Origin of the sequence: Bacillus sp. RK1064, from assembly GCF_051488405.1 — a bacterium.
Classification (GTDB): domain Bacteria; phylum Bacillota; class Bacilli; order Bacillales; family Bacillaceae; genus Bacillus.
Genome location: NZ_JBPSCZ010000001.1, coordinates 3,127,141 through 3,146,593 on the forward strand (window position 1 = coordinate 3,127,141; position 19,453 = coordinate 3,146,593).

19 protein-coding genes are annotated in these 19,453 nt (G+C 41.9%); 6 read left to right on the forward strand and 13 right to left on the reverse strand.

Annotated features, from left to right (window positions below; genetic code table 11):
- Nucleotides 1-84: 84 nt before the first annotated feature.
- The 6 genes from ACSSTM_RS15940 to malK all read right to left on the reverse strand — a co-directional run bounded on the left by ACSSTM_RS15940 (nt 85) and on the right by malK (nt 7,557).
- Nucleotides 85-1,044, reverse strand: a complete 960-nt coding sequence (locus ACSSTM_RS15940) for an ABC transporter permease (RefSeq protein ID WP_060597207.1) — start codon at nt 1,042-1,044, stop codon at nt 85-87.
- Entirely contained in the window at nt 1,045-2,091 is a 1,047-nt protein-coding gene (locus ACSSTM_RS15945) for an ABC transporter permease (protein WP_003212654.1), read from the reverse strand.
- Complete coding sequence (locus tag ACSSTM_RS15950) at nt 2,084-3,619, reverse strand: ABC transporter ATP-binding protein (RefSeq protein WP_437404242.1); 1,536 nt, start codon at nt 3,617-3,619, stop codon at nt 2,084-2,086. Before ACSSTM_RS15950 ends, ACSSTM_RS15945 begins: the two co-directional genes overlap by 8 nt.
- Before the next feature lie 159 nt (nt 3,620-3,778).
- Complete coding sequence (locus tag ACSSTM_RS15955) at nt 3,779-4,861, reverse strand: BMP family lipoprotein (RefSeq protein WP_034659810.1); 1,083 nt, start codon at nt 4,859-4,861, stop codon at nt 3,779-3,781.
- Nucleotides 4,862-5,255: 394 nt separating this feature from the next.
- Entirely contained in the window at nt 5,256-5,963 is a 708-nt protein-coding gene (locus tag ACSSTM_RS15960; protein ID WP_034659808.1) for a response regulator, read from the reverse strand.
- Nucleotides 5,956-7,557, reverse strand: a complete 1,602-nt coding sequence (malK, locus tag ACSSTM_RS15965) for a malate sensor histidine kinase MalK (protein WP_095285840.1) — start codon at nt 7,555-7,557, stop codon at nt 5,956-5,958. The genes ACSSTM_RS15960 and malK overlap by 8 nt, the downstream gene beginning before the upstream one ends.
- Before the next feature lie 185 nt (nt 7,558-7,742).
- Between malK and ACSSTM_RS15970 the strand changes: the two genes are divergently transcribed.
- The gene (locus tag ACSSTM_RS15970) at nt 7,743-8,300 is read left to right on the forward strand and encodes a DUF5366 family protein (protein WP_095285841.1); all 558 of its coding nucleotides are present in this window, start codon (nt 7,743-7,745) and stop codon (nt 8,298-8,300) included.
- A gap of 243 nt (nt 8,301-8,543) precedes the next feature.
- Here ACSSTM_RS15970 and ACSSTM_RS15975 read toward each other — a convergent pair whose 3' ends face one another.
- The 3 genes from ACSSTM_RS15975 to ACSSTM_RS15985 form a co-directional block, all read right to left on the reverse strand.
- Nucleotides 8,544-8,954 carry a thiol-disulfide oxidoreductase DCC family protein gene (locus ACSSTM_RS15975; protein ID WP_034659802.1) on the reverse strand — a complete coding sequence of 137 codons (411 nt, stop codon included), beginning with the start codon at nt 8,952-8,954 and terminating at the stop codon, nt 8,544-8,546.
- An 18-nt stretch (nt 8,955-8,972) separates the two neighbouring features.
- The gene (locus tag ACSSTM_RS15980; protein WP_095285842.1) at nt 8,973-10,874 is read right to left on the reverse strand and encodes a transglycosylase domain-containing protein; all 1,902 of its coding nucleotides are present in this window, start codon (nt 10,872-10,874) and stop codon (nt 8,973-8,975) included.
- 108 nt (nt 10,875-10,982) lie between these two features.
- Complete coding sequence (locus ACSSTM_RS15985; protein WP_249114944.1) at nt 10,983-12,161, reverse strand: MFS transporter; 1,179 nt, start codon at nt 12,159-12,161, stop codon at nt 10,983-10,985.
- 217 nt (nt 12,162-12,378) lie between these two features.
- Here ACSSTM_RS15985 and kapD point away from each other — a divergent pair, with 217 nt between their 5' ends.
- Nucleotides 12,379-12,996 (forward strand): 3'-5' exonuclease KapD, encoded by a 618-nt coding sequence (gene kapD / locus ACSSTM_RS15990; RefSeq protein ID WP_095285843.1) that lies wholly within the window; start codon nt 12,379-12,381, stop codon nt 12,994-12,996.
- Here the strand turns inward: kapD and ACSSTM_RS15995 are convergent.
- Complete coding sequence (locus tag ACSSTM_RS15995; protein WP_034659797.1) at nt 12,993-13,385, reverse strand: kinase-associated lipoprotein B; 393 nt, start codon at nt 13,383-13,385, stop codon at nt 12,993-12,995. The genes kapD and ACSSTM_RS15995 overlap by 4 nt on opposite strands.
- A 90-nt stretch (nt 13,386-13,475) precedes the next feature.
- Between ACSSTM_RS15995 and ACSSTM_RS16000 the strand changes: the two genes are divergently transcribed.
- Nucleotides 13,476-13,655 carry a hypothetical protein gene (locus tag ACSSTM_RS16000; protein ID WP_106038230.1) on the forward strand — a complete coding sequence of 60 codons (180 nt, stop codon included), beginning with the start codon at nt 13,476-13,478 and terminating at the stop codon, nt 13,653-13,655.
- Here the strand turns inward: ACSSTM_RS16000 and ACSSTM_RS16005 are convergent, their stop codons facing one another.
- Together ACSSTM_RS16005 and ACSSTM_RS16010 are read right to left on the reverse strand one after the other, a co-directional pair.
- The gene (locus ACSSTM_RS16005; RefSeq protein ID WP_420735020.1) at nt 13,656-14,948 is read right to left on the reverse strand and encodes an ATP-binding protein; all 1,293 of its coding nucleotides are present in this window, start codon (nt 14,946-14,948) and stop codon (nt 13,656-13,658) included.
- 133 nt (nt 14,949-15,081) lie between these two features.
- The gene (locus ACSSTM_RS16010; protein ID WP_268496143.1) at nt 15,082-16,257 is read right to left on the reverse strand and encodes a MalY/PatB family protein; all 1,176 of its coding nucleotides are present in this window, start codon (nt 16,255-16,257) and stop codon (nt 15,082-15,084) included.
- Between the two features lie 83 nt (nt 16,258-16,340).
- Here ACSSTM_RS16010 and ACSSTM_RS16015 point away from each other — a divergent pair, with 83 nt between their 5' ends.
- On the forward strand, nt 16,341-16,601 hold the full coding sequence (locus ACSSTM_RS16015; protein ID WP_268496142.1) for a YugE family protein: 261 nt from the start codon (nt 16,341-16,343) through the stop codon (nt 16,599-16,601).
- On the opposite strand, the gene ACSSTM_RS16020 is transcribed toward ACSSTM_RS16015, so the two are convergent.
- Nucleotides 16,598-17,422 carry an alpha/beta fold hydrolase gene (locus tag ACSSTM_RS16020; RefSeq protein ID WP_034659788.1) on the reverse strand — a complete coding sequence of 275 codons (825 nt, stop codon included), beginning with the start codon at nt 17,420-17,422 and terminating at the stop codon, nt 16,598-16,600. The two genes, ACSSTM_RS16015 and ACSSTM_RS16020, sit on opposite strands and share 4 nt — an antisense overlap.
- 176 nt (nt 17,423-17,598) lie before the next feature.
- Here ACSSTM_RS16020 and ACSSTM_RS16025 point away from each other — a divergent pair, with 176 nt between their 5' ends.
- Together ACSSTM_RS16025 and ACSSTM_RS16030 are read left to right on the forward strand one after the other, a co-directional pair.
- Nucleotides 17,599-18,099 carry an Lrp/AsnC family transcriptional regulator gene (locus tag ACSSTM_RS16025; RefSeq protein WP_003213765.1) on the forward strand — a complete coding sequence of 167 codons (501 nt, stop codon included), beginning with the start codon at nt 17,599-17,601 and terminating at the stop codon, nt 18,097-18,099.
- Complete coding sequence (locus ACSSTM_RS16030) at nt 18,100-19,293, forward strand: aminotransferase (protein ID WP_420735019.1); 1,194 nt, start codon at nt 18,100-18,102, stop codon at nt 19,291-19,293.
- Nucleotides 19,294-19,453 lie beyond the last annotated feature (160 nt).

Here is a 19,453-nt window from a genome sequence, read left to right on the forward strand (position 1 = left end):
AATAAACAGGAGTTTTTATGTTTTTATCATACAAAAATCCCCTGAAGGTAGTTTGTCCTTCAGAGGATTGATCATACATCGTATTTATCGTTTTCCTTTTAAATAAGGGGTCCCAAGTGCTTTCGGTGCATCTGCCCGGCCGATGAAGCCAGTGAGTGCTAGGATGGTAAGCACATATGGTGCAATAAGCATATACACGTTCGGTATATCTTGGAAGAGCGGCAGGAGAGAGCCAATGATGCTTAAACTTTGAGCAAATCCAAAGAATAAAGCAGCGCCCATTGCGCCGAATGGGTGCCATTTACCGAAGACAAGCGCAGCTAGTGCGATGAAGCCTTGTCCAGTAATGGTAGCATGTGAGAAATCAAGTGCGATGGTCGACGCATAAACAGCTCCGCCAAGACCACCAAACAGTCCACTAATAAAGACGCCGATATAGCGCATCCGGTACACTTTGATTCCCATTGTATCAGCAGCCATTGGATGTTCTCCGACTGCACGAAGACGAAGACCAAACGGCATTTTAAATAAAACAAACCAAGCAACAACCGCAAGCGCTAATGCCAGTATGGACGTATAATAAACATCTTTAAAGAATATATCGCCAATTATCGGAATGTCACTTAAAAGGGGAATATCACCTTTATAGAAAGGCTCTGTAATTTTATCTGTTTGTGCTTTCCCGTAAATGAGTTTCACGACAAACAGTGTAGCGCCAAGTGCCAGCATGTTAATAGCAACACCACTGACCGTTTGATCAGCCCGGAATGTAATGGTCGCAACTGCATGAATCAAAGAGAACAATCCGCCAATTGCCATACCGACGAGGAGCCCAAGCCACGGGGTCAAGGCCCCAAACGTATCAGCATAAAATAAGTTAAAGATAATACTAGAAAATGCTCCGACGACCATCAAACCTTCAAGACCGATATTCACAACACCTGATCTTTCTGAAAAGACGCCTCCAAGAGCGGTTAAAATAAGTGGTGCAGCATAGACAAGTGTTGCTGGGACGATGATTTCAAGAATTTGCAGAAATCCCACTTATTTTCCCCCCTTTTTCTTCATTTGGTTCATCACAAGACGGATAATATAGCTTGAGGCGACGAAAAGAATAATGATCGCTATGACAATATCAACGACCTCAGTCGGTACGCCAGATTCAAGCGGCATATTTAAAGCACCGACCTTCAATCCACCAAGCAGCAGCGCAGCAAGAACAACACCAACAGCAGTATTTCCACCTAATAAAGCGACGGCGATTCCATCAAAACCTACACCGGTAAAAGAGCCTTTAATTGAAGCATATTCAAATGTACCAAGACCTTCCATTGCGCCTGCAAGACCTGCAAAAGCACCTGAAATGAGCATCGCATAAATGATATTGCGGCGAACGTTCATACCGGCATAATGGGAGGCCTGCTGGTTCATTCCAACAGCCCGCAATTCAAAGCCTTTAGAGGTTTTTTGAATAATGACCCACATCACGACCGCAGCAATAATGGCAACAAAAATACCATTATGCATCCGGGAGAAATCGGTGATTTGTTCAAAGAAACCAGAGCGAAGCGAGGCAGTGGCATCGATTTTTTCTGTTTTATCTTTATTATTTGTTAAGACATTTGAGATCAGATAATTTGTAACATGAAGGGCAATGTAGTTCATCATGATCGTGACAATCACTTCATGAACATAAAAACGAGCCTTTAAAAACCCAGGAATAAAGCCCCATAATGCACCAGCAGCAGCTGCGGTGATGAGGGCAAGCGGCAGATGGATATACATAGGTGCATGGACAGTTGTACCGATCCATACAGCAGCTACCCAGCCAATCAGCATTTGACCTTCTACACCGATATTAAAGAGACCAGTCCGAAATGCAAAAGCAACAGCAAGTCCTGATAAAATGTAAGGTGTAACTTGTCTGATGGTTTCTCCCATATAATAGGTTTCACCGAAGACGCCATTCCAAAGGGCGCCATAGCCTTCGATGACACTATAACCGCTTGCCAGCATAATAATGGCCCCAACAAAAAGACCAAGTACAATGGCTATAAGCGGAATTAGCAGATTTGTTAAGCGATTAGACATTTGCTTCGTTCCCCACTTCCTGTTGCGTACTTCCAGCCATTAATAGACCAAGCTCTTGCTCTGTTGTTTCTTTTGGATCAACGGTGGCAATAATGCTGCCTTCGAAAATAACAGCGATTTTATCACTGACATTGATAATTTCATCAAGCTCAAAGGAGATGAGCAGGACGGCTTTCCCTGAGTCCCTTTGCTCAATCAGACGCTTATGAACAAATTCAATTGCACCAACATCAAGTCCTCGTGTCGGCTGAGCGGCAATTAATAAATCAGGATTGCGGTCAACTTCTCGGCCAATAATGGCTTTTTGCTGGTTCCCGCCTGACAGGGCGCGTGCCTCTGTATATTCACTCGGTGTTCTTACGTCATACTCCGCAATGATTCGTTTTGCTTTTTGGTAAATATTTTTCATATTCATCAAGCCAAATTTTGAGTATGGGCGCTGATAATACGTTTGTAAGGAAATATTTTCTCCAATTGAAAAATCAAGCACCAGTCCGTGTTTATGACGGTCTTGAGGAATATGTCCAATTCCAGATTCGGTCACCTTCCGAGGCGGAAGGTTTTGAATGGCTTTCCCGTTTAGCATGATCGTGCCAGACTCTGATTTTTTTAGACCAGTAATGGCTTCAATTAATTCAGATTGACCATTGCCATCTACTCCAGCAATTCCGACAATTTCGCCAGCCTTCACTGAGAGGTTGAGATGTTTGACTGCCTCAATTCCTCGCGCGTCTTTTACCGTAAGGTCTTGAATTTGAAGCACTTCCTCAGCAGGGGAGGCGTCTTTTTTGTCTGTTTTAAATGAAACTTCACGACCGACCATGAGGCTCGCAAGTTCATCTTTATTTGTGCTTTCCACATCAAGTGTACGAATGCCTTGGCCTTTTCGGATAATGGTCACACGGTGACAGGCATCCATAATTTCTTTCAGCTTATGGGTAATTAAAATAATGGATTTGCCTTCATTGATTAAGTTTTTCATAATTTGTATGAGTTCTTTGATTTCTTGAGGTGTTAAGACGGCTGTTGGTTCGTCGAAGATCAAAATGTCAGCGCCGCGGTAAAGTGTTTTTAAGATTTCTGCACGCTGCTGCATGCCGACAGAGATGTCAGATACTTTTGCGGCAGGGTCTATTTTTAAACCATAGCGGTCAGAAAGCTCTTGTACTTGCTGTATGGCTTGTTCTTTGTCGATCTTTCCAAACTTCTTAGGCTCTTTTCCTAAGATGATGTTTTCAGCGACGGTGAATGTATCGACAAGCATAAAGTGTTGATGCACCATACCGATGCCTAAATCACTTGCATCATTTGGGCTAGAAATGGTTACAGGTTTTCCGTGAACCTTGATTTCACCTTTTTCAGGCTGGTAAAGACCGAAAAGCACGTTCATAAGCGTTGATTTTCCAGCGCCGTTTTCACCAAGCAGCGCATGAATTTCGCCCTTTTTCAGCTGCAGCGTAATGTTGTCGTTTGCTACAATGCCAGGGAATTCTTTGCGTATATTCAACATTTCAATGACATAATCCACAGGTTTAACCGCTCCTTTTTTAGGGTGCTGATGAAGATAAAAACTAGCAAAAGAAAAGCTGCAAAACGAGGCTGCAGCTTTTCTTTTACCACCTTTTACGAATAAAGAGGAGGTAAAGGAGAGGCAAGGGGATAAGGCGCGCTTATCCCGATGCTCAAATTAAGCTTTAAAATCTTTTAGTTCATCACGTGTTGCAGGGATTTTGACTTCACCCTTGATGATTTTTTGTTTCCATTCTTCTACTTTCTTCAATACATCTTTGTCAAGGTTGTCCTGAGATGGAGAAATGTCAACAGCGCCTTCTTTCAGACCGTATGTGATCACTTCGCCGCCAGGGAATTTACCTTCTTTTGCTTTCGTCGTTAAGTCTTGTACCGCTGTGTCTACTTTCTTAATCATAGAAGTAAGAGTGACACTTTGTTTTGTTCCAGGTACTTTTCCTTCGTCATACTGGTCTTTATCTACACCAATAACCCAAACTTTACGGTTAGGATCAGCTTTTTTCAGGTTTTTTGCTTCTGTGAAGACACCAGTTCCAGTACCGCCAGCTGCGTGATAAATGATGTCGACGCCAGATTTGTACATGCTTTCAGCTGTTGCTTTACCGATGTCTGCTTTATCGAATGCACCAGCATATTTCACTTCCACTTTTGCTTTCGGGTTAGCTGCTTCAACGCCTGCGCGGAATCCAACTTCGAATTTTCTGATTAATTCAGAGTCAACGCCGCCAACAAAACCGATTTTGTTCGATTTTGTAGAAAGAGCAGCCGCAACACCTACAAGGAATGATCCTTCATTTTCGTTAAACATAATGCTGGCTACGTTGTCTTTTTTCACAACTGCATCAACAATACCAAAGTGATTATTTTTACGTTGATCTGCGATTTCACTAATAGAATCTTGCATTAAGAAACCAATTCCATAAATCAGGTCGAATTTCTCACGAGCAAGTGTGTTTAAGTTCGTTGTATAGTCAGCGTCTGATTTAGATTGTAAGTAATCAAAGCCGTTTTTACCTTTTTTTAAATTGTTGTCTTTCCCAAAAGCTTGTAAACCTTCCCAAGCTGATTGGTTAAACGATTTGTCATCGACACCACCGACATCAGTTACCATTGCAACAGTGAATTGATCTTTATCTTTTTTGCTTTCACCGCTGTTTGAGCCAGAGTTGCCGCATGCTCCAAGGATGGTTCCTGCTGCTACGACTAAGGACAATGCTAGTCCAATTTTGCGCTTCTTCAAAACATAACCCCCTATAAAATTTAAAAGTTTCAGAAAAGTCTCGCGAAAAAAGACCGTTCTACCTCTTCTCACCCTTCTGAATAGGGTATTTTATCCTGCTTTCTCCTGAAACTTATGGAGGGAAGGAGAGAAGATGTAAGACATCAGACTTATATCTCGTTGAACTAATCAATCATAATTTATCATTTCCAATCGAATAAATAAATAGAAATTTGTTTTATTTTTAAAAAAATGTTAAAAGGCTAAATTCGATGTCTTTTTATCTGCTGAAATATGATATAATGCCGCTTTTGTGATGTGCTCTACTACAGTGGAACCGCTGATATCAAGGGGTTTGTGACATCGTGTGCCATAAAAAAACATCAGGCCTCTGTAAAAGGTCAGATGTGTCAAATTATAGATATTGCTGAATCAAATTCATATTTGTTGTACTGAGTTTATATTGGAAAACAGGACGTCCAATTGTCCCGTATGCCATTTCGACATCAACTACTTCGATGTCCTCAAGGAATTTCAAGTATTTTCTAATGGAGACTTGAGAGATTTCTGTATGATTCGCTAGGTCTTCGGTCGTGAAAGCTTGATGACCGAATGATTGAATACTTGTCCAGATGAGTTTGAGTGTGCTTTTGGTCAGGCCTTTTGGCAGAAGGACTTTTTCTGTCTCTGCTTTTTTATGAAAGAGCTTCGCATCTAAATCATTTTGCGAGATGCTGTTCATCGTTTGGTACAAGGCGTGTTTACGTTTATACTCTGAGAGCGCTGATTGGAAACGTTCAAACTCAAATGGCTTGATTAAATAATCAACGGCCCCGTTTCGCATCGTTTGCTGGATCACGTCGACTTCATTGGCAGCTGAAATGACAATGACATCAACAGAATGATTTTGCTTGCGTATTTCTGATAATAGGACCAGTCCATTTTGTCCAGGCATATAAATATCGAGCAGTACAAGGTGAATGGCTTCTGTTTTTAAGATGTCCAGTGCCTGCTGAAAAGAGGTGGCAATCCCTTTTAATTCAAAGCCGTCGATTTGGGTCAGGTAGCGTTTGTTCAGCTCCCCAACCATTGGGTCATCTTCTACTATTAACACATTAATCATGTGAATCCTCCTTTTGTTTATACGGAATGCGGAGACTAAAGGTCGTTCCTTCTCCTTTTTCACTCGTGACAATCAGGTGTCCGTTCAATTTTTTGATGCTTTGGTCAACAAAGTAGAGACCGAATCCTCTGTCTTCTCCTTTAGTTGAAAAGCCTTGATCAAACATGATGTCTTGTTCATCTTTTGTGAGACCAACACCTGTGTCCGTAATCTCAATATGAAGCTGCTCCTGGACGTATCGGAATGAGATTGAGATGTTTTTCGTCTCAGTATGAGAAACAGCATCGAGTGCGTTATTTAACAGGTTGCCAATCACGGTAATGAGATCATGCGTCACTGCTGGGTCCTCTGAATTTGGGACTTGTGTGCTGCATATGACTTCTAAGGTCGCGCCTTGTTCCCTGATGTAGCTTTGTTTTCCTAGTAAAAATCCTGCTAAAACAGAGTTTTTCACATGGTTGATGATTTCATTTGTTTCCGTTTGCTGATATATCGCAATATCTTTGATATAGGTGCCAAGGTCATCGTAGTTTTTGAGCTGAACCAATCCTAAAATGACATGAAGCTTGTTCATAAATTCATGTGACTGGGCACGGAGGGCATTTGCATACATTTTGACCCCGCTCAGCTGCTCAGCCAAGTGTTTGACTTCTGTTTTGTCACGGAAGGTGGCGATTGCCCCGACAATCTCGCCTTTTACCGTAATCGGGACCTCGTTAAAGACAAGCTCCAGTCCGTTCATTCTCACGTCGCGGTCAAGCAGCGGCTTGCGTGTTTCAATGACTTGCTTTAAACCGCTTGAAGGGAGGAGAGCCTGAACATCTTGTTCTCTAGGGTCAACCATAATGCCCATATTATGAAAGAGCCGTTTGGCTTCAGCATTGGCTAGCTTGATTTTACCGTGCTGATCGACGGCAAGAATCCCTTCTTTTGTTGATTCTAGCATGGCGCTTCGTTCTTTTAATAGTGTGGCGATCTCATCTGGCTCTAGTCCAAACATAATCTTCTTCACTTTTCGTGCCACAATGAGTGCTCCGATGATACCAGAAAGAAGACTGAGCGATATGACGAAGTAGAGCGGAAGTAAGCTTTGATGAATAATCAAGTCAATTTCCTTTAACGTAATCCCTACTGCCACAGCCCCGAGCTGCTTTCCATCTTGATCATAAACAGGAACAAAAGCACGCATGGATCTGCCAAGTGTTCCAGAAGCCGTACTAATATGTTCTTTACCCTGTAATGCTGGTTTTTCATCACCGCCAGCAAACCGCTTCCCGATCTTCTGCGGATTTGGATGGGTTTTTCGAATACCGTTCATATCCATCACGACAACGAATTCGGTTTTGGTGATTCGCTGAACACTTGTTGTATATTGACGCAATGCTGAATATGATCGATTTTCTTCTAATGATTTCGCTGTGATCGGAGCCTCTGCGACCATTTTGGCAGTGGAGAGGGCGATGTCACGTTCCTGCTGATGAATGTTCTTAGCTGTTTCCGACCAGATCGTAAAGAATGTGATACAAAGGGAGATCAGGACAACGATACAAACAAAAATCGTCAGCCGTGTTTGCAGTCTTAATGTTTTTTTCACGAGTATACCCCTAACGCACGATTTTTTCGTAATAGTAATACTTTAACGGGAAAATGTAAGTTTGTGAAGGAATGTACGTGCAAAATCACAAATTTGATTTTGCTGCCAGTTTACTTTGAAAGCATCTTGTCAATCCGTTTTAAGTGAGCCATAATAAATGTGAGCTTATGAGAAAGGATCTATTTATGAAAAATACATATTTGACTGGATATTTTCCGCTGATTTCGATTTTACTATTCAGCTCTGCTTTTTCGATTTTCACAGTAGGTATCACGACTGATTTCTTGACTCAAGCAGGTATTTTAAAAGGAATGCTGGAATTTTTCTCGGAACAGGGCATCAGGCTTGCTCTTTTTGCTGCTTTTGCACTTGTTTATTTTATGATTTTATCTGCCTTGAAACTGATTGCAGATACGGTGTTAGAGCTGGCACTACTCTTTTTCGCGAAAGATCCTGAAGGGGAGAACTTAAAGAAAATTCGGATTGCATCCGTTGTTTATTTATTTGCCAGCTTGCTTGCATTTCTGTTGACGCAGCAGCTGATTCTGCTTGTCGGACTGTTTGTTTTAGCAAGTCTTGTCTATTTTATCTGGGTTGTGGTTCGCATTTATCAATCGCTTTCCATGCTGAATTTAATTGGATTTATGATTTTTATTCTTCTGTTTTGGGCAACGTTTTTAATCGGCATTTTGTACTTATTTATTAAGCTTTATAACAGTGTTATGGCGAGTCTGCCTTCTTAAACAGACAAAGAAAGCATCCTCCACCATCGGAGGATGCTCAGCGTGTAGACAAACCCTCGCATTCGGTGTCAGGGCTGCGTTCCGGTGCTCACGAATGTTCAATTCGCTCCGCTCCGGTACTCGTCCTTCCTAGACTGCAAAGGTTTTCAGGTCACGCTGAAAAGAAGACAAAGGGCTAAAATAAAAATCATTTTAGCCCTTTGTCAACAATGTGAGCATCCTCCAACATCGGAGGATGCTTTTTTATGAAAGAAACCGTTTTTGAATATCGGGTGTAGGCATCATACAAGATGTTTTTTGACCAAACCATTTGTAGCGATTTTTCGCCATCCGCTCATAAAACCAATCACGGATAGGGCGGGGAATGGCAATGAGTAAATAACTCCATTTGTAGATCCCTTTTAAATGCCGCGTGGCTTTTAAGATGCCTGTCGACTTCGTATAAAGGGTGCCTTTTTCAATATAAATGAATGAATTGAACTCATCTAAAGGCAAACCGTTTTCTTTTAAAATGCGCTGCCCTGTATCTGATTGTAATGAAGCAAACATCATTCGCTCATCTGGATCACGCTTAATCACAAACTGAACAGCACCGCTGCACACGTTGCAGACACCGTCAAATAAAATTAAATGGGGTGGATGTGTTGAATGCATCGCAATCAAACCTCCTGTTTATCTGGCGTATTGCATCGTATTTTTCCAAATACGTAAGTGCGGGCTGGAGCTGTAAATCGATTCAACCGTTCCTCTATCTCTTCCAACCCATACACCCATTGTATATTGATCTGTCAGTCCAACAAACCAAATGTCTTTGTAGTCATTGGATGTCCCTGTTTTACCACCAATGTAAGGGGAACTGAAATTCGCTTTTTTCCCTGTTCCGCTTTTTACAACGGAGGCAAGCAGTTTACGCATTGTGTCATTTGTACGCTGAGAATACACTTGCTTCGGTGACTCTTTCCACTTGTAAAGGGTCTTACCGTTTAAGTCTGTTACCTTTGTGATCGAATGACTTTGTGTGTAACTGCCTTGATTGCCAAAGACGGTATACGCATCTGTTATTTCTAGCGGCGAGAACCCCTTCGTAAATCCGCCAAGTGCAGAAGGAAGGCGATAATCATCCGCTACGATATGTTCGAATGAGAATTTCTCTAAATAGCTGAAGCCTTTTTTGACACCGACTGTATCCAGCATTCGGATCGCAGGTGTATTGTAAGAGTTCTTAAAGGCTGTTTCAAGTGTGACAGTTCCATACGTTTTATGATTATAGTTCTGCGGACAGTATCCGCTGCTGCAAAACTTGCCGGCACTGATTTTGCTTGAAGCTGTTGCACCGGTTTGGTCGATGTAAGGACCATAGTCTAAAAGCGGCTTAATTGCAGAACCAGGCTGTCTTTGCGCTTGATAGGCGTAGTTGAAATCAAACTTCTTATAGTTTTTTCCGCCAGCAAGTGCGACAATTTGATGCGTTTCATGATTAATGACCGCTGATCCGCCTTCTACACCTTGGTAAGGGAGTTGCGCATTGAGCTGATAGACGGCTCGTTGCTGTAAGGAAGGATCAAGTGCCGTATAAATTTTGATACCATCCTGAAGCAGGGCACTAACTTTTTCAGATAATTCTTTTTGAATGGCTTTTTTTGCTCCATCTGTTTTGGCTTTCTTCAAGCGGTTTGTAAAGCCTTCCTGATCTGACACAAGATCGGTGAATTCCTCATTGGTATATGTCACATAGTCAGGGTAAAGGTTTTTCTTTTCACTTAAGGACAGGCTGATTTTTTCTTTGACGGCTTTTTTGTATTGCTTTTTGGTGATGACACCGTCTTTCTTTAAAATACCAAGCAGTCGTTCTTGGCGTTTCTTCGTGTGCTTGAATTGTTTCAATGGGTCATACAGTGTTGGGTTGTTTGGAATCGCAGAGATAAATGCCATCTGTGCAAGCGTTAAAGAACTAAGCGGCTTATCAAAATAGTAATTAGCCGCAGAACCGACACCGTAAACACCATTACTGAAATAAATCGTATTTAAATAGCTTTCGAGAATTTCATCTTTCGAGAATTTCCGCTCTAATTCATAGGAATAGAGAAGCTCTGTAAACTTTCGGGTGAACGAACGTTCATGGCTTAAATATAAGTTACGGGATAATTGCTGTGTGATCGTACTCGCTCCTTGGCTGATGCCATGGTTTTTGACATTTGAGGCAAGGGCACGAACAACCCCCATAAAGTCAATGCCTTTATGGTCATAAAAGTTCCGGTCCTCTGAGCGGAGGAACAGCTCCTTCACAGAATCAGGAATTTTATCATACGTCACGAACACTCGGTTTTCATCGTTTGATACGATCTCGGAGATGAGAGAACCATCCCGATCATACATATAACTGTTTTGGGAAAAATCTATCTTTTCCAGCTTGATTTTTTGATCAAGCACTTCGTTAACAGGCTTGACACTTGCAGCTTCTTCCTTTGATAGATAAAAAGTCAGAACAAATAATGGAATGAGGGCAGCAAGTAATAACCAACCAATGATTGCACGAAACATGAGGTCACTCACTTTCTTCAATTTTCTAGCCATATCGTACCATTCTTTTGCGAATACGAGAAGGTTATTTTTAGAAAAGAATGGGCTTGAAGTCTAGTGAATAAGGCTTCTACACAAGAAAAAAGAGTACCTGATGCTGGATCAGACACTCCTTTCTTTTGTCTTCGCATGCGAGCGGACCGCCCATAAAAATAACGCGCCAAACAGAAAAATTCCGGCGGTGACATAAAAGACAGCTGGAATCCCGTAATGACTCGCCACAATGCCGCCAATCACCGGACCGACGACATTCCCAAGAAAGCGGAAGCTGACATTGTATCCGAGCACTTCCCCTTGCATAGAGGCAGGTGCTTTGATCCGAATATACGCCGTCGTACACGGAATAATCCCGCCAAGTGCCATCCCATATAGAAAACGGAAAAGTACTAACATCACATAGGAATCCGCCATCGCTTGCGGGATGAATAAAATAGAGGAGAGGATGAGAAGGGCAAGCAGCACCTTGTCGTGACCAATTCGATCTCCGAGATCTCCCCATTTTCGTGTAAAGAGCAGATTGCCAAGTCCAGTTGCAGAGAACGCAAGACCCGCATAAAATGCGAGATTAACAGGACCGTGTAAATCATGAATGTATAAAGCCAAAAGTGGCTGAATGCTAAAGTTCCCTACTTGTGTAATAAACGTTAAAAGCATCGTGACCACAAGCAAAGGCTGTTTGAAAATATGAACGAGCACATCCTTCCGTGAGTAAGAAACGCGCTTTGCTTCTTTTGAACGGATGGGCTGTTCTTTCACTCCGAAAATAATCACAATAGCTGACACATAAATGACAGTCGCTGTGAGGAAAAACGTATAAATAAATCCGACGCTGTCTGCCATGAAGCCGCCCATTAATGGACCAAACAACCCCCCGGCGACATTACTCATCTGCATCGTTCCAAGGGTTTTACCTGCAGTTGCCTTTTCCGTCTGTGCAGAGATCAGTGCCATTGAAGTCGAGATAAAGCCTGTGACAAGCCCCATGAAGAGCCGCAGTGCGAATAGCTGATAAACGGTTTGCACAAGCCCCATTAATAGAATACTTGTTGCAATCCCAATTCCGTTAATGAGCAAAATCTTTTTATAGCCATGACGGTCACCAATCCGTCCCCAAATCGGAGAAATCAGAAAGGCCGTTAAAAACGTGACCCCAAAGACATAGCCGCTCCACCTTTGGACAAATTCATTTGAATAGCTGCTATCAAGAGATTCTATGTAAAGTGATAAAAAAGGGACGATCATTGTAATGCTGGCAGATACAAAAAAGTTCACAAACCACATGATGTACAAGTTTTTCTTCCTGTTTGTGATAGAGACCACCTTCTTTATTTATTTCGTGTTCCTTAATAATTATAAAGGAAAATAAACGATCTTTCATCTGATGATAGGTTGGGCATAGTGAATCTGCATTATTTTCAAGAAAATGAAGTGATTTCAAGGTCCGTCTTAATATAATGATATCAGGATGAAAAACTGACGAGAAAGTGAGGTGAGACCGGTGGAACAGAAGGCGGTGCTTGTGGTCGATTTTGAATTTACGATGCCTGATGGAAAGTATCATCCACAAAATTTTTTTCCTGAAATTATTGAAGCTGGGGTAGTGAAAGCGGCAAGTGAAACGATTATAGACACGTTCTCTAGCTACGTCAAACCGAAAAAGTTCCCGAAGCTGACGAAGCGCTGTAAATCGTTCCTCGGCATTACGCAGCAGGATGTAGAGAGCGGAATTTCCTTTGAGGCGTTTATCGAGAAGCTCGTGTCGCTTGATGGGGGAGAGGATTGTGAGATTATTACATGGGGCAATATGGACATGAAGGTGCTGAAGCAAAACTGTATGCTGAATCACATTGCCTTTCCTTTTAAGGGGAAGCTGAGGGACCTTGCCTTTGAGTATAAAACCTTTTTTGGTGATCGTACACTGACAGGGCTTCGCAAAGCGGCAAAGGAATACGGCAGTGAAGGAGCTGGTAAGCATCATAAAGCACTTGATGATGCTATGACGACTTATCAGCTGCTAACCCTTTTTGAAAAAGACAGAGCTTATGTGGAAAATCCGCAAACAACCAAAATTGGTGAGCTGATCGATTTCTCACACTTTTTTGATTCGGCTGATTAGCGGGCGTCTTCTGGAAAATAATCTTTTTCGAGAGAAGATAGGCACGCTCTTGATTTTTCAGCCCATTTGGAATCATCCGCATGGAGCGTTTGTTTTAATTTATCTACAGCTTCTTTTAGTGATACTTGATAATCTGGTATACCGCCATCATAAGGCTTCACCATATGATGAGGGATATTCGTCTGTTCACGATAGGCCAAAGCCCGTCTCTCTTGGAAAAAAGGCACGTCTGCTTCTTTTGGGTGATGCAGGTCGCCTTGAGTGGGATGTGTCAGAACGGCTTTTACTTGAACGAGATAGGTCGATGGTTTCACTGCTGTCACTTCCCCAACGTAAACACCTGTTTTGTAAAATCCTTTCACAACTTGTCCAATTTGAATGTCTGTCATGTGAAATTCCTCCATTTCCTTCTCGCAGGAAGGTATTTCATTTCTTTTAGCCAATATAGTGAAGTAAACGAGCAAAAGGGGGAATGGCGAATGCTGTCGTTCATCGCACTCTTTCTAATGTATTTTCCTGAAGATAAAAGGGAGTACATCCCAGCGGCAATCACCACGGTGATTTTCTTCATTGCTGCTTTTATTTGCTTTCGTCTGATCGTTCGTGCGTCTAAGAAGCAGGAGCGGATAGATGAAAAAAGGACAAAAAAAATGGATTGATCATTTTTTTCTTGTATCTTCAGGAAACTTCACGGTGACGGTTGTACCAGACTGCAGCGAGCTTTTGAAACGAATGGTTCCATGGTGATTTTCAATGATAGAAAATGTCACTGTCAGGCCAAGTCCAGTCCCTTTATTTTTCAGGGTGTAATATGGTTCGCCAAGCTTTTTCATTTGGCTTTCTGTCATTCCTACACCGTTATCCACGAAACAAAGGCATATTTTATGATTTTCTTTTGAAGCAAAAAGTTCAATTTCCCCTTCGTGTTCTGGGGCTGCTTCAATCGCATTTTTGATTAAATTAATCATGACTTGCTTGATCTTCGTTTCATCACCTTGAATGTATAAGTCTGGTTCAATGGATTGATGAATCGTGACTGATTTGAAATTGGCATAGGATGTCATCAGTGATGCACATTCCTCTAGTAACTTAGATAGATTGAGAGATTCAATTTGATAATAGTTTTGTTTCGCAATGTCAAGATAACTCGTGATAATATCCTGCGCCCGGTCTAACTCTGACAGAACGAGATTTTTATAATCTTTATTGGTTGACGGCTCTTTTGTATTGTCACTAGAAAAGAGCAATTGGATAAAGCCTCTCACCACTGTCAGCGGATTGCGTACTTCATGGGCAACGCTTGCAGCGAGTTCACTTACAATGGTCAGCTTTTCTGACTGGACGAGCTGTGTTCTCATTTGCGCATTTTCTTTGACGAATTCAATGGAATAGATACTTAGCACAAGAAAGAATATGTAGTAAAGGGTTGAGAAAAATAACTCAAGTAACTTTTGCTGCATAATAAAGGCTGGGCTGTATTCCATTAAGCTGACCGCAAACAGTCCAAAGTAAATAAAGAATCCTTTGGATAAACCGATAAGCACTCCATACATCAGCTTTTTCAGCTTCGAATATTGACGCCATTTCCGGTAGAACAGAAATGGGATGAAAAAGTAAATCGGAACAACAATGAGTCCAACCCATAAGAAGGAGCCATACATCACGAATTTGACCATGGAACTTATCAAGATGGCGATGATCCCAGCAGTGTACCCTCCGTATAAAATGGCAAGTACAAGAGGGATGGATTGAAGCCCAGTCTGCAAATCTAAAATCGAACCAACTGGATATATAATACATAGTGCTGAAGAGATGGATGCGAATACTGTGATGAGCAGTTTATTCGTTTTTGGGAAATGAGCAGGGGTCCGGCTTAGCCATAGCGCATGATATAAAAAGATTGGAAATAGAATAAAAGATACATGGAGCAGAAAATCCTTGAACATTTCCATTTAAATGCTCTCCTCGTAAATAATTGTAATTCCTCTCATTATATCATCTCATGTACAAAGTAGATATGATAAAAGGAGGGTTTTTTTCTTTAAAAAGAACACCCGTTAGGATGTTCTTTCGATCGTATAGAGCTTATGTGACTGATTGCGTGAACGCTTGATGAAGGCGTTTCAATCCTTCTTTGACTGTTGAAGCAGGACAGCCTAGATTCATCCGAATAAAGCCGTCTCCTTCGTGTCCGTACACGTGACCAAGCTCTAGGATCACTTTGCCCTTTTTCAGCAGATTCCGTTTCAATTCCGCTTGACTGAATTGATAATCCCGAATGTCCAGCCACAATAAATAAGAAGCATCTGGTTTCATATAACGCATATTTGGAAGGTGTTCGTCAATATAGTCCATCGCCATTTTTATATTGTTTTCGAGATAAAGAACAAGTGCATCGAGCCACTCATCCCCGTGGCGGTATGCTGCTTCCATCGCAGGAATCGCAAATGCATTCAGTTTGGCTAGTCCGTTTCTTTGCAATTCATTGGTGAAAAGGGTTCTTTTTTCTTCATCGGAAATGATAATGGCAGATGCTTGGAGGCCAGCTAAATTAAATGTTTTACTTGGTGCAATACACGTCACTGTGATATGTGCTATGTCGTCAGAAAGACTAGCAAATGGCACATGCGGCTTTCCGTATAGCATCAAATCAGAATGAATCTCATCTGAAACGACTGTGACACCATGCTTGACACATAAGTCTCCTACTCGTTTTAATTCCTCTTTTGACCACGCTCTTCCGGACGGATTATGCGGATGACAAAGGAACATGAGCTTCGCTTCTGGTCTGCTCAGTTTTTTCTCTAAATCATCAAAATCCATAAGATAGCGGTTGTTTTCTATTTTTAAAGGGTTGGTTGAGACTGTACGTCCATTTCGCTCAATCATTTGATAAAAAGGCGTATACACTGGTGACTGTATGACCACTTCGTCATTCGGTGCTGTAAAGGCTTGGACAGCAAAACTAAGTGCCGTGACAATCCCTGGTGTGAAGGTGACGGCTTCTGTCTGAATCGACCACCCGTGTCTTCTTTTGAGCCATTCGGCTACTGCCTGCTGCGTATCCTGGTCTTGAAAGGCATAGCCAAATACGCCATGATTCAATCGCTCTTTCAATGCATCAAGGACGACCTGCGGCGCTTTAAAATCCATATCTGCCACCCACATCGGCAGTGCATCTGTTGTCAGGAACAAAGACTCTGCTTGGTCCCATTTCACTGATTTTGAACCTTTACGTATGATCTGTTCGTCGAAATTCATGAAACCCACCTCTAGCCGTTTTTCAACCATTGTTGGTTGTGCTAAAATAAACATCACAAAATTTATTATAAGCGGTGATACCGATGAAAGATAGTCAAGCTGTAGAAGAGATGATTCAACTTATTAAGACATGGGACCCTTTTCAATATGGAGAGGACTTTTATGAAACGGAGCCTGCTGACGTCATCAGTGCATTATACGACGCAGAAGACTCTTTATCTTTAGCAAAAGACATTCAAGCCATTTATCATCACTCATTTGAGCAGCTCCTGCCTTTCGAAAGCTGTCAACATATAGCGAATCAGCTTTTCGTCATACGAGACAGCAGCTCCTGCACACGCTAAGACAGGCTGAAATGTCCGATTTGATCAGACACAAAGACCGGATTTTCCTCAGGAACGAGGTGCCCGGTTTTTTTTAATGCATGCAAGGTCGAGTTTGGCAGATCCTTGTGCAGTCTTTCTCCTATTTGAATGGGAACGATCCGATCTTCCTCACCCCAAATGAGCAGCACTGGTGTCTCCATTTTCTTTAGGACATCCGAGGTCAAATCGCCTTCCCGGTGCCGAATCAAGCGGAAAATTCCTCGGAAAATTTGATCATCAGAAAAAGGCTTTAAATATCCGTCCACCATCTCTTGATCAATAATGGAATGATCATGTACAACAGCGGTTAAATTTTTCATTATGCCTTGCTTCAAGAGCTTTCTTTTGAGATAGAGATAAAAATAAGGAATATATGTGCTGTAAACAAGCGATCTCTTTGATTTATTTAAATACCCTGAGCTGCACAAAAGTACCGCCTTTTCAAATAGGTCTGGCCGTTCAGATGCAGCGTATAAAGCAATTTGGCCGCCCATCGAATGACCCACTAGGATCGCATGCTGAATCTGCAAGTAACCAGCTAGCTCAATAATGATCTTTCCCATGTTGCGATAGCTGTAAATAAACGTATTCGACTTCTCGGACTGTCCAAATGGCGGCAGATCGATTGCAATTAAATTGAAGTCTTGTTTCAGAAGCGGGATGAGCTTTCGGTAGCTGAAGGTAGAAGAGAAGAGTCCGTGAATTAAGATCAATGTTTTCTTCCCCTTATTTGGATAGTGCTCATAATAGATATCTAAACCGAATTTACTTTTCATATAAGCTGGCTGAACAAAGTCCACACTCATCACTCCGATACTTGATACTCTCTCTGTTAGGTGACTGTATTGTACCCTAAAAAGTGGATTTTAAGCTATGGTTAGCATCTTTTCCCTGCTTAGCATAATGGGAAAAACGTGCTATAATGTTCAGAAGATTTTTTAAAACTAGCTTTTTACAATCTGAGGTGTGAAATCAAATGAAACTAACAGAAAAAGAAACTGAAATATTAGAGATTTTAGATGAAAACAGCCGCGCCGATTTAAATACAATTGCAAAAATGGCAGGCGTGACAACAGAAGAAGCAGAAGCGATTATTCAAAAACTAGAAGATCAAAAAGTCATTATTGATTATTCAACCATGATTGACTGGCGTAAAGTAGATGGTCACGAAGGCGTCACAGCAATGATTGATGTCAAAGTGACACCAAAAAGAGGCGTCGGATTTGATGAAATTGCTGAACGTATTTATCGCTTTCAGGAAGTGGAGTCTGTCTATCTCATGTCAGGTGTTTATGATCTATCTGTTGTGATCCGCGGAAGATCTATGTCTGATATTGCCCGCTTCGTGTCTGAAAAATTATCGACACTTGATTCCGTGGTTTCAACAACTACCCACTTTATTTTAAAGAGATATAAACATGATGGGAAAGTGTTTGAAACAGGAGACGATGACAAAAGAATCGTGGTGTCACCTTAAATGAAAAAGTCTTATTTATCTGAAACGGTACAAAGCATTCAGCCGTCAGGTATTCGGAAATTCTTTGATTTGGCAGCCACAATGGAAGGGGTCATTTCCCTCGGTGTCGGCGAGCCAGATTTCGTGACAGCTTGGAATGTCAGAGAAGCAAGTATTATGTCATTAGAACAAGGGCTTACTTCTTATACGGCGAACGCAGGGTTGTTATCTTTGCGAAAAGAACTGAGCCACTATTTATATAAGCGGTTTCACATTGACTACAGTCCTGAAGAAGAACTTATTATCACAGTTGGCGGAAGCCAGGCACTTGATTTGGCCTTTCGTGCGATTTTAAACAGCGGGGATGAAGTGATCATTCCAGAGCCTTGTTTCGTAGCATATGGGGCCCTTACGACACTTGCAGGCGGAGTACCTGTTTATTTAAGTACCTCGGCTGAAAAAGATTTCAAAGCAGACTCGGCGGATCTGCGCACGAAGCTGACGCCTAAGACAAAAGCGATCCTGCTCTGCTCACCATCAAATCCAACTGGCTCTGTCTATTCAAAGGAAGAGCTTGAAGATATTGCTCAATTTGCAAAAGAGCATGACCTTCTCATTATCACGGATGAGATTTACGCAGAGCTGACGTACGATGAAGCTTTTACAAGCGTGGCGGCAATTCAAGATATGAAGGAAAGAACGATCCTGATTTCAGGCTTTTCAAAAGGGTTTGCCATGACAGGCTGGCGCTTAGGATATGTGGCAGCACCACCTGTACTGCGCGATGCTATGCTGAAAATACACCAATATTCTATGATGTGTGCGCCCGCTATGGCACAATATGCAGCAGAAGAAGCTTTGAAAAATGGACTTGAAGATGTAGAGAAAATGAAGAAAAGCTACAGAAGGCGCCGTAATTTGTTTGTCGGCTCCTTGAATGAACTGGGGCTGACATGCCACCAGCCAAACGGCGCATTTTACGCTTTCCCGTCCATTAAAACGACTGGCATGACGTCAGAACAATTTGCCGAGGAGCTGCTCCTGAGTGAAAAAGTAGCCGTTGTCCCTGGTAATGTCTTCGGGCCGAGTGGTGAAGGTCATATTCGCTGTTCATATGCTTCGTCTCTTGACCATCTTCAGGAATCACTTTCAAGAATCCAGCGCTTTTTGCAGGAACGACAAGTGAAAGAAGTAGCACCTGTCATCATAAAATAAAAAAAGGCATCAATCCATTAGGACTCATGCCTCTCAAATTAGGGGGGAATACTAGAAAGCATTCTTGTTTTCAGGTATTCCCCCTTTTGAACTGATCTAAACCCAATTAAAAAATATTTTGCGTAACTGACCGTTCTATGATATAGTTTTTAATTGCGTA